The organism is Bradyrhizobium sp. 199 (assembly GCF_023073355.1).
Lineage (GTDB): Bacteria > Pseudomonadota > Alphaproteobacteria > Rhizobiales > Xanthobacteraceae > Bradyrhizobium.
In genome coordinates this window covers 1407014-1421218 of sequence record NZ_JADPJI010000002.1, presented here as the reverse complement: position 1 = coordinate 1421218, position 14205 = coordinate 1407014, and the positions used below count along the sequence as shown (strand labels likewise).

The 14205-nt window shown below is 64.6% G+C and carries 16 protein-coding genes; 8 read left to right on the top strand and 8 right to left on the bottom strand.

Translation table 11 applies throughout. The annotated features are described in order from the left end of the window. Positions 1-26: 26 nt before the first annotated feature. Positions 27-341, bottom strand: coding sequence for a septal ring lytic transglycosylase RlpA family protein (locus IVB28_RS06760; RefSeq protein ID WP_247525250.1), 315 nt, complete (start codon positions 339-341; stop codon positions 27-29). Positions 342-547: 206 nt separating this feature from the next. On the opposite strand from IVB28_RS06760, the gene IVB28_RS06755 reads away from it, so the two are divergent. Next, complete coding sequence (locus tag IVB28_RS06755) at positions 548-733, top strand: hypothetical protein (protein WP_247525249.1); 186 nt, start codon at positions 548-550, stop codon at positions 731-733. Between the two features lie 224 nt (positions 734-957). Here the strand turns inward: IVB28_RS06755 and IVB28_RS06750 are convergent, their stop codons facing one another. Beyond that, positions 958-1395 (bottom strand): hypothetical protein, encoded by a 438-nt coding sequence (locus IVB28_RS06750; RefSeq protein ID WP_247525248.1) that lies wholly within the window; start codon positions 1393-1395, stop codon positions 958-960. A 282-nt stretch (positions 1396-1677) separates the two neighbouring features. Here IVB28_RS06750 and glgC point away from each other — a divergent pair, with 282 nt between their 5' ends. Genes glgC through IVB28_RS06735 form a run of 3 tightly spaced genes read left to right on the top strand, consistent with a single transcriptional unit; the run spans position 1678 to position 4689 of the window. Next, complete coding sequence (gene glgC, locus IVB28_RS06745; protein WP_247525247.1) at positions 1678-2940, top strand: glucose-1-phosphate adenylyltransferase; 1263 nt, start codon at positions 1678-1680, stop codon at positions 2938-2940. Next, on the top strand, positions 2937-4391 hold the full coding sequence (gene glgA, locus IVB28_RS06740) for a glycogen synthase GlgA (protein WP_247525246.1): 1455 nt from the start codon (positions 2937-2939) through the stop codon (positions 4389-4391). The genes glgC and glgA overlap by 4 nt, the downstream gene beginning before the upstream one ends. Positions 4392-4428: 37 nt before the next feature. Continuing rightward, positions 4429-4689, top strand: a complete 261-nt coding sequence (locus IVB28_RS06735; RefSeq protein WP_247525245.1) for a SemiSWEET transporter — start codon at positions 4429-4431, stop codon at positions 4687-4689. A 189-nt stretch (positions 4690-4878) separates the two neighbouring features. On the opposite strand, the gene IVB28_RS06730 is transcribed toward IVB28_RS06735, so the two are convergent. Beyond that, positions 4879-5673: a class III extradiol ring-cleavage dioxygenase gene (locus tag IVB28_RS06730; RefSeq protein ID WP_247525244.1), complete on the bottom strand. Its 795-nt coding sequence runs from the start codon at positions 5671-5673 to the stop codon at positions 4879-4881. Between the two features lie 152 nt (positions 5674-5825). Here IVB28_RS06730 and IVB28_RS06725 point away from each other — a divergent pair, with 152 nt between their 5' ends. Continuing rightward, positions 5826-6005, top strand: a complete 180-nt coding sequence (locus IVB28_RS06725) for a hypothetical protein (protein WP_246930086.1) — start codon at positions 5826-5828, stop codon at positions 6003-6005. 7 nt (positions 6006-6012) lie between these two features. On the opposite strand, the gene IVB28_RS06720 is transcribed toward IVB28_RS06725, so the two are convergent. Together IVB28_RS06720 and IVB28_RS06715 are read right to left on the bottom strand one after the other, a co-directional pair. Further along, positions 6013-7479: a carboxylesterase family protein gene (locus tag IVB28_RS06720; RefSeq protein WP_247525243.1), complete on the bottom strand. Its 1467-nt coding sequence runs from the start codon at positions 7477-7479 to the stop codon at positions 6013-6015. A gap of 81 nt (positions 7480-7560) precedes the next feature. Further along, entirely contained in the window at positions 7561-7770 is a 210-nt protein-coding gene (locus IVB28_RS06715) for a hypothetical protein (RefSeq protein ID WP_247525242.1), read from the bottom strand. Positions 7771-7998: 228 nt separating this feature from the next. Here IVB28_RS06715 and IVB28_RS06710 point away from each other — a divergent pair, with 228 nt between their 5' ends. The 3 genes from IVB28_RS06710 (at position 7999) to IVB28_RS06700 (ending at position 11480) form a co-directional block, all read left to right on the top strand. Then, positions 7999-10686, top strand: a complete 2688-nt coding sequence (locus tag IVB28_RS06710; RefSeq protein WP_247525241.1) for an alpha/beta hydrolase fold domain-containing protein — start codon at positions 7999-8001, stop codon at positions 10684-10686. Between the two features lie 131 nt (positions 10687-10817). Beyond that, positions 10818-11090, top strand: coding sequence for a hypothetical protein (locus IVB28_RS06705; RefSeq protein WP_247525240.1), 273 nt, complete (start codon positions 10818-10820; stop codon positions 11088-11090). A gap of 84 nt (positions 11091-11174) precedes the next feature. Then, positions 11175-11480: a hypothetical protein gene (locus IVB28_RS06700; protein WP_247525239.1), complete on the top strand. Its 306-nt coding sequence runs from the start codon at positions 11175-11177 to the stop codon at positions 11478-11480. Between the two features lie 52 nt (positions 11481-11532). Here the strand turns inward: IVB28_RS06700 and IVB28_RS06695 are convergent, their stop codons facing one another. The 3 genes from IVB28_RS06695 to IVB28_RS06685 form a co-directional block, all read right to left on the bottom strand. After that, positions 11533-11688 carry a hypothetical protein gene (locus IVB28_RS06695; RefSeq protein WP_247525238.1) on the bottom strand — a complete coding sequence of 52 codons (156 nt, stop codon included), beginning with the start codon at positions 11686-11688 and terminating at the stop codon, positions 11533-11535. A 90-nt stretch (positions 11689-11778) separates the two neighbouring features. Then, positions 11779-12297, bottom strand: coding sequence for a septal ring lytic transglycosylase RlpA family protein (locus tag IVB28_RS06690; protein WP_247525237.1), 519 nt, complete (start codon positions 12295-12297; stop codon positions 11779-11781). A gap of 170 nt (positions 12298-12467) precedes the next feature. Further along, positions 12468-14120, bottom strand: coding sequence for an NAD-dependent malic enzyme (locus IVB28_RS06685; protein ID WP_346730714.1), 1653 nt, complete (start codon positions 14118-14120; stop codon positions 12468-12470). Positions 14121-14205: the final 85 nt, after the last annotated feature.

Below are 14205 nucleotides of genomic sequence, written 5' to 3'. Positions count from 1 at the left end.
CGAGGCACTATAGCGCGCCGCCTGACCTATTCCACGGAGACTCGCACCACGCCGGCGCTCATCATGCCGAGCGCGCGGGCGGCCGGCACCGAGAGATCGACAATCCGGCCGCGAACGAAGGGGCCGCGATCATTCACGCGGCACTGGATCGAACGGCCGCCATAGGACACCTTGAGCACGCTGCCGTACGGGCGCGTCCGGTGCGCGCAGGTCAGAGCGCCGTCTTTGCTGGCTTTGCCATAGCCGTAATACGAGGCAAGCCCGCTTTCGGCATGGGCACCAGAAAAGGCAGAAAGCGAAAAACTGGCCAGAGAGAAGAATAGCGTGGTCTGCACTCGCACGGCACCGCTCCCGGTTGGCCCTGCCCGGCGCTGCAAACGTCGGCTTGTTCCCGAAGGTTCCTCAGAGCCGGCCGGGACAATGCCCGGCAGCGCCATCACACTTGTTACTGTTGTGGAATACCAGCACCGCACCTCAATGCTTTCGCGCGGCGCGGCACCTCGCGGCGAGGTCGGATCGACGCACGCAGTGTGTGCGGCCCAACCGCGTGCGGCCGTCGGTTGGAATAGATCAGATCGGAGGCGACGAGATCGCCGGTGCGCGCTTCACGGACATTCGAGCGGCATGTGAGGTCTCGCAGCCTCCGACGCGCTATGGCATCCTCGCGAAGAAGCTCGATCCGACCAAAGCCGTCGACAGCAGCTTCATCGCCGCGGCCGCCGGATTGAACTAAGCCGAAGCGGCGGGATACGCTGGCCTCGCCTCAAAACCGGCCCACTGCATCTCGCCGCAATCGTACTGACGCATTTCGCATGCATGAGCCTGATCGTCTGGCTCTCGCTCTAAAGCGCGATGCGATTAGGATGAATCGCCATCGCGCTTTAGATTGTTGTTTAAGCATGATCTTTTCGGAAAACCGCTGCGCACTTTTCCGGATCATGCTTTAGCCGCGCAACATTACCAATAGGCCCGGTAGTACGGACGCGGATACGGGCGGACGTAGCCGTAATAGGGACGGTAGGGCCGATAGTATCGGCGATAGCCATAGTAGCGAGGATAGGCGTAGGCCGGTCCATAGCCGTAATAGGCCGGCGCGTAGCCGTAGGACGGTCCCGGATATCCATAGCCGCCGTAATACGGGCCGCCGCCATAATAGCCGTAGCCGTAAGGCGCGCCGCTGGCGATGGCACCGCCGATGATGGCGCCGGCCGCGAGCCCGCCGATGCCCCATCCGAATCCGCCGCCGCGCCAATGCACCGGCGTGACATCGTCGCCGACCGCGGCCTTCATGGTCGCGACGTTGGTCGGCAGCGGGGCTGCCGCCGCCTGTTGGATTTCGCCGGCGATGACCGCGCCGGCCAGGCCACAGGCAATTGCCGTTCTCCAGATCCTCATCGTCCTACTCCTTGTCTGACGTTCTGCTTGGAAAAAGGATCGCAGCACCATGATCGGGTATCCCGGCGTCGAGTCAAAGCCGATTTTGCGTGCGGCGCACAAGTCCGCCCACGGCGCGCTGCCGGATGACCAAGACGAAAGCATTAAGCTTGCCGCGTTCGCAACCAACAACCTACTTCCTGATTTACTATGCGTGCCGTTACTATCGGTTCCAGTGGGCGCGGGACCGCGGGGCCTTCTCGCGACGAAAAGCCCCGAAATGCCGGAGTGTGGGAGGATGACATGAGTGCCGTCGGTAATGAGCCGCTTGCCCGTCAGGCGTTGGCGTTCGTCCTGGCCGGGGGACGCGGCAGCCGGCTTTTGGAGCTGACCGACCGGCGTGCCAAGCCGGCCGTCTATTTCGGCGGAAAATCCCGCATCATAGATTTCGCGCTGTCGAATGCCGTCAATTCAGGCATCCGCCGGATCGCGGTGGCGACCCAGTACAAGGCGCATAGCCTGATCCGTCATCTCCAGATGGGCTGGAACTTCTTCCGACCCGAACGCAACGAGAGCTTCGACATCCTCCCCGCGAGCCAGCGCGTCTCCGAGAACATGTGGTATGTCGGCACGGCGGACGCGGTCTACCAGAATATCGACATCATCGAATCCCACGCCTGCCGCTTCATCGTCGTGCTGGCGGGCGATCATATCTATAAGATGGACTACGAGGTGATGCTGCGCCAGCACGTCGAGAGCGGCGCCGACGTCACTGTCGGCTGCCTGGAGATGCCGCGGTCGGAATCCTCCGGCTTCGGCATCATGCATGTCGACGAGAACGGCTGGATCCAGGAGTTCCTGGAGAAGCCGAAAGATCCGCCGCCGATGCCGGGCAAGCCGGATGTCTCGCTGGCCAGCATGGGTATCTACGTCTTCAACGCGAAATTTCTGTTCGACCAACTCAAGCGCGACGCCGAGGACCCGAACTCCAACCACGATTTCGGCAAGGACATCATTCCTTACCTCGTCAAGAACGGCCGCGCGATCGCGCACCAGTTCTCGACCTCCTGCGTGCGCTCCAGCCACAACAACACCGCCTACTGGCGCGACGTCGGCACCGTCGACGCTTACTGGTCTGCCAATATTGACCTCACCGACGTGGTGCCGGAGCTGGATCTGTTCGACCGCGCCTGGCCGATCTGGTCCTATTCGGAGATCACGCCGCCAGCCAAGTTCGTCCATGACGAGGAGAGTCGGCGCGGCCAGGCCGTGAGCTCGCTGGTTTCGGGCGGCTGCATCATCTCCGGCGCGTCGCTGCGCCGGTCGCTGCTGTTCACCGGCGTGCGCATCAACTCCTATGCCAATGTCGAGAACGCCGTCATCATGCCTTATGTCAATGTCGGCCGCGGCGCACGATTGAAGAACGTCGTGATCGACCGCGGCGTCGAGATTCCGGAGGGACTCGTCGTCGGCGAAGATCCCGAACTCGACTCGAAGCGATTCCGGACCACCGAGCAAGGCATCTCGCTGATCACGCAGCCGATGATCGACGGGCTCAATAAATGACGCCTGTTCGCGTCCTCGCGGTCGCTTCTGAAGTCTATCCCATCGTCAAGACCGGCGGCCTCGCTGATGTCGCCGGCGCCCTTCCGGTGGCGCTGAAGGCGCATGGCGTCGAAATGCGCACTTTGATGCCGGGCTATCCCGACGTGATGCGGCTCGTATCGGGCACAGAGGAGATCCGGCGCTGGCCGGATTATTTTGGCGGACCCGGACGGCTGCTCGCCGGCTCCCACGAGGGGCTCGACCTGTTCGTGCTCGACGTGCCGCATCTCTATGCGCGGCCGGGCAACCCCTACGTCACCAGCGAAGGCCTCGACTGGCCGGACAATGGCGTGCGCTTCGCGGCGCTGTCGCGCATCGCTGCCGATATCGGCCACGGCCTTGTCCCGGCCTTCGTACCCGATGTCGTCCACGCCCACGACTGGCAGGCCGGGCTCGCGCCGGCCTATCTGCACTACGACAATCGCCCGCGGCCCGCGACCGTGATGACCATCCACAACATGGCCTACCAGGGCAAGTTCGCGCCTGCGCTGATCGGATCGATCGGCCTGCCCTGGCACTCCTTCAACGTCAATGAACTCGAATATTTCGGCGGCATCAGCTTCCTGAAAGCCGGCCTGCAATTCGCCGATCGCATCACCACGGTGTCGCCGACCTACGCACGGGAGATCCAGAGCGACGAAGGCGGCATGGGGTTCGGCGGCCTCTTGCGCGCACGCGCCGGCGTGCTCAGCGGCATCCTCAACGGCATCGACATCTCGGTGTGGAATCCGGAACAAGATCCGCACATCGCCTACCGTTACGGCGCCGACGATCTGACGTTCCGGGCTGCGAACAAGGCGGTGCTGCAGCAGCAGTTCAACCTCGATTCCTCGGACGAAGCGCCGCTGCTCGGCGTCATCAGCCGGCTCTCGTGGCAGAAGGGGCTCGATCTCCTGCTCGATGTCCTTCCGACCATCCTGGGCGAAGGCATGCAGCTCGCGCTGCTCGGCAGCGGCGACCGCGATCTCCAGGATCGCTATCAGGCCGCAGCCCGCGCCAATCCCGGCCGGATCGGGGTCGTGATCGGCTATGACGAGATCCTGGCGCACCTGCTCCAGGCCGGCTCGGACGCGCTTCTCGTGCCCTCCCGCTTCGAGCCATGCGGGCTGACCCAGCTGTGCGCACTGCGCTACGGTGCCGTCCCGATCGTCTCACGCGTCGGCGGGCTCGAGGACACCATCGTCGACATCGGCGAGGCCGACGCTTCCGGCCGCGATGCCACCGGTTTCAAGTTCGGCCCCGTGACAGCGGAGGCCTTTGCCGGCACGCTGCGCAAAGCCAACATCACCTTCCACGACAAGCAGACCTGGCGTCGGCTGCAACGAAACGGCCTTGCCACCGACGTCTCCTGGCGCAACCGCGCCGGCGACTATGCCGCGCTCTACCGCGATCTCATGACATCTCGCGCGTGAGGCGTGGCCGTCGTCTAATCCATGCTATAGAGCCGCCATGGACCCCTTCGTGATCAAGCTGATCGGCTTTGCCGCCGCGACCTGCACCACCGTGGCCTACGCGCCGCAAGCCATCAAGGTGTGGAAGAGCCGCTCCACCGGAGATATCTCGCTCGGCATGTTCCTGGTCATGGTGCTGGGGCTGGCGCTCTGGCTGGTCTACGGCCTGCTCTCGGGCGACGCCCCGCTCGTCGTCGCCAACGCCATTACCATCGTGCTCGCCGGCGGCATCCTGTTCATGAAGCTGAGATACGGGTGAGGTAGCGACGCACTCTCTTCCTTCTCCCCTTGTGGGAGAAGGTGGCGCGAAGCGCCGGATGAGGGGTTCGCTCCGCAAGTTCGCTGCGAGACTACCCCGCGGAGAGAGACCCCTCACCCGTCTCGCCGCTACGCGGCGAGCCACCCTCTCCCACAAGGGGAGAGGGTTAAGGCGCGTGCCACCCTACACTCATCCAAACATATACGACGCCATCGCCACATTGGCGACCTCGTCCACAAAAACCCGATGGCCCACGTCGTTGCCTGCGGCGCCGGCTGCGACCATCAGCGGCAGCAGATGGTCCTCGCGCGGATGCGCCAGGCGCGCGCTCGGTGCGTTCTCCCAATCGACCAGCATCGCGTTGCGGCGCGCCGGATCGGGATTGCTGATCGCCTCGTTCAGATAGGCCTCGAAATCGTAGGAGACAGGCTTGGACTCCGGCCGGTTGAAGCCACGCATGTTGTGATAGGTCAGCCCGCTGCCGACGATCAGAACGCCATCGTCACGGAGCGACGCAATCGCCTGCCCGACCTTGACGTGCTCGGCCGCATCGTAGGCAGACTTGAGCGAGAGCAGCACGATCGGCATGTCGGCGTTCGGATACATCAGCCCGAGCGGCACGAAGGTGCCGTGATCAAAACCCTGATTGGGATCTTCCCGGCAATCGAGCCCTGCGCGCCCAAGCAGCGTCTTCACCTGCGCAGCGAGTTCGGGCTGCCCCGGCGCCGGATATTTGAGGTGGTAGGTGTGCTCGGGGAATCCGTAATAGTCGTACACCATCGGCGGATGCGCCGAGGTCGACACGGTGAAGGCATCGGCCTCCCAATGGCCGGTGATGACGAGCACGGCCTTCGGCCTCGCCGGCAACAGCTGCGGCAGCCGGCCGAACTCCGCCGCGGTCCTGGCATATTGCAGCCGCCTGTCCTCCATGAACGGCCAAGGGCCGCCGCCATGCGACAGGAACAGGGTCGGAAATCGCGTCATGGTTCGTCTCGTCGGCAACATGCGCGTGCAATTGCCCGCGCGACCGGCGGCGAGCATAGGCAAACCAGGATGGTTAGCAAGTCGTTAACGATTTGCCGCCCAAAATCCGGACGTGGCCGAAGCAGTCGGCCTGAAGACAAGTGAGACGTGAGATGAAGAAGTTTGCGCTGGGGGACGTCGTCAACAGTGACAAGGGCCGCCGCGGCATCGTTCGCGCCGCCTTCAAGTCGCGGGACGGCCAGCAGTTCTATGCCGTCGAGAAGGACGGTGCGATGGACTATCTGGAGGAAGACCGGCTGAGCCCGGCGCCGCGCGTCGAGCTCGCGGCTTAAGTCCAACTCAATTCTTGCTCTCGTCTGTGAGCCGATCGAGACGCTCCGCGAACGGATCGTCGCCGCTCGCGATGCCATCGTTCGTGATCAGCAGCATGCGATCGCGGCCTGCCGCAGCGTTCCAATGCGGCAGATCGGGACCATTGGGATCGCCACTCCTGGCGAAGTTGATCCAATAGGAGCGCAGGCGGCTTGCGACCTCGCGATCACCTCGCGAGAAGATGCCCGCTCCCGGCACGCCTTCCGCACCGAAGATGAACTGCAACTCCCGCCCGTGCCCGCCCTCGGGATTCGCGCGGCGGGATTCGGGCACATAGCCGAAGCGATAGCGAAAGGTCGTCGCACCGTGTGCGGCATGCAGCCGAGCCAGCAGTCTTGCGGGCTCGGAGAAGACCTTGTCGGTATAGAACCGCGCTGCAAGCTCCGAAGGCCTGGCGATGTCGGGATAGAGCCTGCGCAACTCGTCGCTTATAGTGGCTGAGGATGCGACCGCCTCCTTGATCTCGGACTCACTGTCGAAACCGGTCTCGTCGTCGTTCGAGCCGATGATCAGCGGAATGCGGCTTTGATGTCCGGCCGCAAAGCCGGCGGCAATATCCTCAGTCACCAGATCTCCGTCCATCATCGGTGCGAAGCCACGCCGCGATGTCTCCGCAAGACTGCTTGCGGCGGCAAGCAGGCGTCGCGGTTCGGCGGCGCGCAAATCCGCCTGCGGTCCAAGCGCCGCCACGAACTGCCGGCCGATGGCCTCCGCCTCCTGTGCCGAACGCAGGTGCGCGCGGCCGGGGACCGATTGCAGAATGGCTTTGTGGAAGAGACCCTGCGATTTCGCAGACAACATCAGATGCGCAATCGACGTCGCGCCTGCGTCGCTGCCAAACAAGGTGACGTTACCTGGATCGCCGCCGAACGCCGCGACGTTCTCGTGGACCCAATGCAGCGCCGCGATCTGGTCCATCAGGCCGTAATTGCCGGAGCCTTGCGACAGCGCCGGATGAGCGAGCCAGCCGAGCACGCCCAGGCGATAGTTCACGGTGACGACGATGAGCCCAGCCCGCGCGAGCTTGGCACCGTCGTACAGCCGCTCATTGGCCGTGCCGCCGACAAAGCCGCCGCCGTGGATGAACACCAACACCGGCAGCGGGCCATCGACCCCGAAGGGACGGAACACGTTCAGCATGAGACAATCTTCGCTCGATGCCTGTAGCGCCGGCTGAAGGCAGGGCGCGCCATACGCGTAGGCAGTGTGCATCTCCGAACTTTCGGGCGCCGGCTGCGGCGGGCGCCAGCGCAGCGCACCCACCGGCGGCGCCGCGTAGGCCAGTCCCTTGAACGACGCCACCTCTCCTTCGACGGCGCCGAGCATCTGTCCTTCACGCGTCAGCGCAAATGGAAACTGTCCGACCGGCTGAGCCGCGGCCGAACCGGCGCCATGCAAAACGCAAACAGCAAGAAGTGAAAGCAGCAAACGCATCTTCAAAGCATCTCGATGCGCGGACAGGTTGCCTGCAGGGTATGCCCCTGACGGTCAGCGAAGCAAGTCTTGCGGCCGTGCCTAACCGCCCTTGGCAATGAGCTCGGCCAGCGCGTGCCGCGCGACGATGCCGAGCTCGCCGAGTGTGGAATGCCCCTCCCGTGCTGCCTCGATCAGGCGCTCGGCGATGAACCTGCGGCTGTCGTGATCGCCACCATGCGGCAGTTGGCGGCACGTCTCCTCCAGGACGACGTCCATGTTCGCTTTGGTCCGCTCACTCAACTCTGGCATGACGCTCGTCGCTACGCGTGGCTTGTAGCCGCAAGCATACACAGACGGATCGGACATGATTACCCCGGGTGATCACGGCCATTGTGCATCGCGATGCGTGTAACGCCGCAAGATTCACGTGGCCATGATGCCGCCCCAAACGACCACCGAAGATTGCACTTGCTCTGGTGACAAGCTGAACCTGCGGCGATAGCCTGCCGGCAAAACACAACATACGGGAGGAATGCGATGTCTGACGCAATCGTTGCTACACGTGCCTCCGCCGAGCGCGGAACCGCTCACCAGGTCGACGTCGCCGTGGTTGGCGCCGGATTTGCCGGCCTTTATCTCCTGCACCGCCTGCGCAAGGCCGGCTTCGAGGCGCTCGGCCTCGAAGAGGCCGGCGATGTCGGCGGCACCTGGTACTGGAACCGCTATCCGGGCGCCCGCTGCGACATCCAGACCATCGATTACAGCTACACCTTCGATCCGGAGCTCGAGGCCGCCTGGACATGGTCGGAGAAATACGCGGCCCAGCCGGAGATCCTGCGCTATCTCGGCTTCGTTGCCGACCGCTACGATCTCAGGCGCGACATCCGCTTCGGGACCAAGGTCACGGAAGCGAAATGGGACGAGAACGCCGAGCGCTGGCTCATCACCACCGACAACGGCGTGCCGGTCTCCTGCCGCCATTACATCATGGCCACCGGCTGCCTTTCGGCGCCAAAGCCCCCGGAGATCGACGGAGTCAAGGATTTCAAAGGCGAGGTCTACTTCACCGGACGCTGGCCGCATGACGGCGTGAACCTCGCGGGAAAGCGTGTCGCCGTGATCGGCACGGGTTCGTCGGCCATCCAATCGATCCCGCTGATCGCCGAGCAGGCGGCGCATTTGACCGTATTCCAGCGCACGCCGAACTTCGCGCTGCCCGCGCATAACGGTCCGGCGCCGTCCGACCGCATGAGCCTGCTGCAAAGCGATCGCGCGGCCTATCGCGAGCAGGCGCGGCAGTCGATGACCGGCGTCCCCTATCCGCAGCAGACGGTCGTGAGCTGGCAATTGAGCGATGCCGAGCGTCGTGAGCGGTTCGAGCGTGCCTGGGCGGCCGGCGACCTCATCCACATCCTGACGCAGCTCTGGGCCGACCAGGCTGTCGATATCGACGGCAACAGGATCGTCCAGGAGCTGATCCGCGAGAAGATCCGCGCCGCGGTCAGGGATCCCGAGATCGCCGCGGCGCTCACGCCGCACGACCATCCCTTCGGCGCCAAGCGTCCCTGTCTCGATACCAACTACTACGCCACCTACAACCGGCCGAACGTCACGCTGGTCAATCTGCGCCAGGAGCCGATCAAGGCGATCACCGCGAGCGGGATCTCCACGAACGGCCGAAGCTTCGACATCGACGTCATCGTGTTCGCGACCGGGTTCGACGCCATGACCGGCGCGATCCGCGCCGTGCATCCGATCACCGGGCGCGGCGGCAAGTCGCTCACCGACGTGTGGGCGCAGGGGCCGCAGACCTATCTCGGGCTCACGGTCGAGGGCTTCCCGAACTTCTTCATGATTACCGGGCCGGGCAGCCCGTCGGTGCTGTCGAATATGGCGGTGTCGATCGAGCAGCATGTCGACTGGGTGGTCGACCGCCTGGCCGCGCTGCGCGATGCCGGCTTCACCACGATGGAGCCGACCGAGACGGCGCAGGCCGGCTGGGCCAGGCATATGGCCGACTGTTCGACGCTGACGCTGCACCGGCTCGCCAACACCTGGTACACGGGCGCCAACGTGCCCGGCAAGGTGCAAGGCCTGATGCCCTATACCGGCGGCGTCGGCCCCTATCGCAGCATCTGCGACGAGGTGGTCAGCCGCGGCATGCTGGGCTTCAAGCTCACCGGCCCGGGCGGCGCCGCCCAATGCAATGACGGCGAGGTGGTGCGCCTGCAGCCGGACGTGCGGCTGGTGCTCAACCTGCTGGCGTCGCTGAACCTGTCGCCGATCGAGTCGATGGGCGCGGAAGGCGCGCGCGCTTTCGTGAACGAGTTCAACAAGGGTCGGCCCGCCGGACGGCCGATCGGCGACATCGTCGACGGCACCCTGCCCGTCACGGGCGGCGCGTTGCCTTATCGCGTCTACAAGCCGGCAACGCCGGGACCGCATCCGGTCGTGGTCTATTTCCACGGCGGCGGCTGGGTGCTCGGCGACGAGCAGTCGGACGAGCCGTTCTGCCGCGACATGGTGCGGCGGACCGGCATGATGTTCGTCAGCGTCGGCTATCGTCACGCGCCGGAGTATCGCTTCCCGACTGCGGCCGAAGACAGCTATGCGGCAACCCGCTGGATCGCCGAGCACGCCACTGAACTCGGCGGCAAACCGGGCCCGGTGCTGGTTGCCGGCTGGAGTGCCGGCGGCAACGTCGCCGCCGTCACCTGCCAGCTCGCGCGCGACCGTGGCGGGCCCGAGATCGCGGGCCAGCTCCTGATCTGCCCGGTCACCGACTGCACCTTCGACCGTCCCTCCTACAACGACAATGCGATCGGCTATTTCCTGACGCGCTCGCTGATGTACTGGTTCTGGGACCTGTACTGCTCGCCGGCGGATCGCACCGATCCGCGCGTCTCGCCGCTCCGCGGCCGGATCGCCGGGCTGCCGCCGGCTCTCGTGGTGACCTGCGAGTTCGATCCCTTGCGCGACGAGGGTATTGCCTATGCCGAGGCCATGGCGGCCGCAGGGGTCCCGGTCGAGCAACTCAGGGCGCACGGCCATTTCCACTCGTCCTTCACCATGGTCGATGTGGTGATCACCGGCGCGCCGGGCCGGGGGCAGATGGCGAAAGCCTTGCGGCGCTTCGCGGGGCTGCCGCCGGAAGTCAGCAGCAGTGACGAGCACAGCCAGGGTCAGGCCAGCCCGGGGCACAAAATCGCTGCGGCCGCGAGCTGACGACGACAGGCCGGCCGGGAACTTTTTTCCGGCGGCCGCGTTCGATGTCCGTGGCATTGAGATGCAGCGATAAGTCTAGGCCCCGGCACGTCGATCCGTGTGCCGGGGCATTTTTTGCGTGAGGCAAAGCGATGGGGGACGGTGTTGCGGATTCAAAGGTCGATTTCGGTGCGCTTGCCGCGCTGCATAAATGGCCATCGCTTGCGAACCAGCGCCGGCTCGACCGGCAACCGTATCAGATAAGCGAAGGCACTCTCGATGAGTGCATCTCGGCCTTCATGGAGAAGCCGACGGCGACCCGGCATCTCTATGAGATCCGGACAGTGGCGCAGCCGCCGCTCGTGACGGGCATTCTCTCGTCCGAGCACGTCATCGAACTCTCGCGACTGAGAGAATTCCTCTGACCGCGCTTCACATGCTCGTGCAGGAACCTTCTTCCGGTTTTTCCCGTTGTCGAAAGATCGGAAGTCAAGACGTGAGCGCCCCACATGCTTGAAGCTGGCGTAGCATCTCCGGTCGTGCCCTATGGCGCAGATCAGACCCTGTTCGTGGTCATCGATCGCCTCGACGAGGCCACCGAGATTCGCGTCGAACGGAGCGATCTCGAAGCCACGATCGGCGAGCTCGTCGCCGGCTGCTTCAATGACCCTATCAAGGTGATTTCGTTCAACACGCTCGAACATTGGATGAAGGACATCTCGACCGACGTCGCCGGCGAGATAAAGGCGCGCTGCGACATCGACGGCCTGGAGCTACCCGACTATCTCAGCGACTTCGTCGACAGCCACAGCTGACCGCGTCGCCGCACCAACGACCTTCAGATCGCAGGCATGGGTTTGTGAGGGGTTAGGCGCGCCGGTACTTGCCGGCGATGACCTCGATCTCGCGGCGGCGCTCGTTCGCGAAGGTCAGGAGCCTTTCGATCGTCAGCGTATCCGTGATCCGTTTGGCGAGCCGCTCGGCGCGCGCAGCCTGATCTTCGAGATACTGGATCGTGTTCAAGCGCCACCTCCCCCGAAAGCCCAGAATTGCTGGACAGCCATGGTGCGACAGGGCGGCTAACAGCCGGTTAAACGCCGCGATGGTGCGAGCTCATCGCAGGACCTCGAGCCGGACGTTGGTGATGCCCTTGTCGACCATGCCAAGCGCCTCGGCCGCGGAAGGAGAAATGTCGACCACACGCCCGCGAACATAGGGACCGCGATCGTTGACCCTGACCGTGACGAAGCGACCGGAGTTGGTGTCGGTGACGCGCAACTTGGTGCCGAACGGCAAGCTGGGATGCGCCGCGGTCAACTCGTTCTTGTCGAACCTCTCGCCGCTCGCGGTCTCCGTATCGGAATAGAAGCTGGCGAAGCCATGCGAAGCGGTCTGCTTGGTATCACCGTCGGGCACGCGCGCCCGGCTGATCGGGCGTGGATGCAGCGCCGCCACACGCTGCGTGCGCTCGACCGCGGCCTGCCGGCCCGCGCCGGCGAGATCGGCCTTCTGGCGGCCGACCGGCGATTGCGCGCAGGCGGCAAGCGAGGCGGCGCCGGCGATGGCCAGCAACAGCCGGCATGAGGTTGCGAAGGAAATCCGGGCAGTTTCGGCACGTGCAAGACGAGACATGGTACGCCCCTCCGAACGGCCCGATTTTCGGTGGGCAATGAGGGCAGAACCTTGTCGGAACATAAGCAGGCCTGAGGCCGCCGCCGTTTCGCGTCAGCTGTGACGATTCCACCACAGTCGCGCGTCCTGAATCGGGACAGGCCACCAGAGTGGCCGGCCAATCCGGTGTCTCAGTAATGCGGCTCGTACATCTGGGATTGGACCAGAGCCTTGACGTCGTTGGGCGCCGGTCCGTCCGCGAGCCCGCGCTGATAGGCGACGTCCGCAACGGCCGCCGCGATGCGGATGGAGACCTCGCGGATGCGCGGCAGTGCCGGATAGAGACTGCCCTGCGCGAGGTCGTCCTTGCCGACGCAATCGGCCAGCGTGTGGGCGGCCGCCATGAACATCTCGTCGGTTACGAGGCGCGAGCCGCTGGCGATGACGCCGAGGCCGACGCCCGGGAAGATGTAGGAGTTGTTGCCCTGGCGCGGCACGAAGCTGCGGCCGTTGAGCGTGACCGGGTCATAGGGGCTGCCGCAGGCGAACAGCGCACGGCCCTCGGTGTAGCGATAGGCATCCTCCGCCGAGCACTCCGCCTTGGAAGTCGGGTTGGAGAGCGCGAACACGATCGGCTGCGCGTTGAGTTCGGCCATCGTCTTGAGCACCTCTGGCGTGAAGGCGCCCCCGGCCGCGGCGACACCGATGATCGCCGTCGGCTTCAGCGTCTTGATCGCAGTGAGGAAGTCGGCGATCGGCGCCTGGTCGGCATGGGCGTAGCGCAGCTTGTGGCCGGAGACGCCTTCGCGGCCGCCGACGACAAGGCCGCGGGAATCCAGCAGCCAGTTGCGCCGGAGTGCTTCGGCCTCCGTTGCGCCCTCCGCCATCATGGCGGACACCACGAGATCGGCGATGCCGGTTGCGGCCTCGCCCGCACCGAGGAACAGGATGCGCTGGTCCCTGAGCTTGCCGCCGGAGACGCGCAAGGCCGAGAACAGGCCGGCGAGCGCCACCGCCGCGGTGCCCTGGATATCGTCGTTGAAGACGCAGGCTTCATCCCGATATTTGTGCAGCAGCTTGAACGCCGAGTGATTGGCGAAATCTTCGAACTGGATCAGCACGCCCGGAAAGGTTTTTCGCGCAGCTTGCATGAACTCGTCGACGAAGCTGTCATAGGCTTCGCCCGTGAGCCGCCGCTCGCGCAGGCCGAGATAATAGGGGTCGTTCAGGAGCTCTTGGTTGTTGGTGCCGACGTCGAGCACAATGGGCAGGCATGCTTCCGGATGCACGCCGGCACAGGCGGAATAGAGCGACAGCTTGCCGACGGGAATACCCATGCCATTGGCACCGAGATCGCCAAGTCCCAGGATGCGCTCGCCATCGGTGACGACGATCAGCTTGGCCTGATAGGGCCAGTTCTTCAGAAGCTCGGCAATCTGGCCGCGGTCGCGCGAGGAGATGAACATACCGCGGGGCCGCTGGAAAATCAGGCCGTATTTCTGGCAGGCGAGCCCCACCGTCGGGGTGTAGATGATCGGCTGGATCTCGTCGATGTTGTCGACCACGACGCGGAAGAACAACGCCTCGTTCCGGTCATGCAGCGCGTTCAGCGCGACGTATTTTTCCAGATCGGTCGGCAGCGTGCGCAAATTGGTGAGCACGCGCTGAGCCTGCGTCTCCATCGTCAGCACGCAAGGCGGCAACAGGCCACGCAGGCCGAGTGCGTCGCGCTCGGATTCCGTGAAGGCGGTGCCCTTGTTGAGCAAGGGATCGCGCAGCAGCGACATGCCTTGCGGCGGATTGGACGACGTCGATTGGGCAACGACCCGGGCAGGTCTATTCACGAATTCCCCCCAAAGGAGCTTCACATTGAACCGCAGACATTGTCGGCCAGCGCTCCAACGAGATCAAGGACGTAGAGACTGAGGC

Excerpts from the sequence above, each read along its gene's own strand:
- glgC (WP_247525247.1), top strand. The coding sequence starts at position 1,678 with ATGAGTGCCGTCGGTAATGAGCCGCTTGCCCGTCAGGCGTTGGCGTTC.
- IVB28_RS06735 (WP_247525245.1), top strand. The coding sequence starts at position 4,429 with ATGGACCCCTTCGTGATCAAGCTGATCGGCTTTGCCGCCGCGACCTGC.
- IVB28_RS06715 (WP_247525242.1), bottom strand. The coding sequence starts at position 7,770 with ATGCCAGAGTTGAGTGAGCGGACCAAAGCGAACATGGACGTCGTCCTG.
- IVB28_RS06720 (WP_247525243.1), bottom strand. The coding sequence starts at position 7,479 with ATGCGTTTGCTGCTTTCACTTCTTGCTGTTTGCGTTTTGCATGGCGCC.
- IVB28_RS06750 (WP_247525248.1), bottom strand. The coding sequence starts at position 1,395 with ATGAGGATCTGGAGAACGGCAATTGCCTGTGGCCTGGCCGGCGCGGTC.
- IVB28_RS06690 (WP_247525237.1), bottom strand. The coding sequence starts at position 12,297 with ATGTCTCGTCTTGCACGTGCCGAAACTGCCCGGATTTCCTTCGCAACC.
- IVB28_RS06700 (WP_247525239.1), top strand. The coding sequence starts at position 11,175 with ATGCTTGAAGCTGGCGTAGCATCTCCGGTCGTGCCCTATGGCGCAGAT.
- IVB28_RS06705 (WP_247525240.1), top strand. The coding sequence starts at position 10,818 with ATGGGGGACGGTGTTGCGGATTCAAAGGTCGATTTCGGTGCGCTTGCC.
- glgA (WP_247525246.1), top strand. The coding sequence starts at position 2,937 with ATGACGCCTGTTCGCGTCCTCGCGGTCGCTTCTGAAGTCTATCCCATC.
- IVB28_RS06730 (WP_247525244.1), bottom strand. The coding sequence starts at position 5,673 with ATGACGCGATTTCCGACCCTGTTCCTGTCGCATGGCGGCGGCCCTTGG.
- IVB28_RS06710 (WP_247525241.1), top strand. The coding sequence starts at position 7,999 with ATGTCTGACGCAATCGTTGCTACACGTGCCTCCGCCGAGCGCGGAACC.
- IVB28_RS06725 (WP_246930086.1), top strand. The coding sequence starts at position 5,826 with ATGAAGAAGTTTGCGCTGGGGGACGTCGTCAACAGTGACAAGGGCCGC.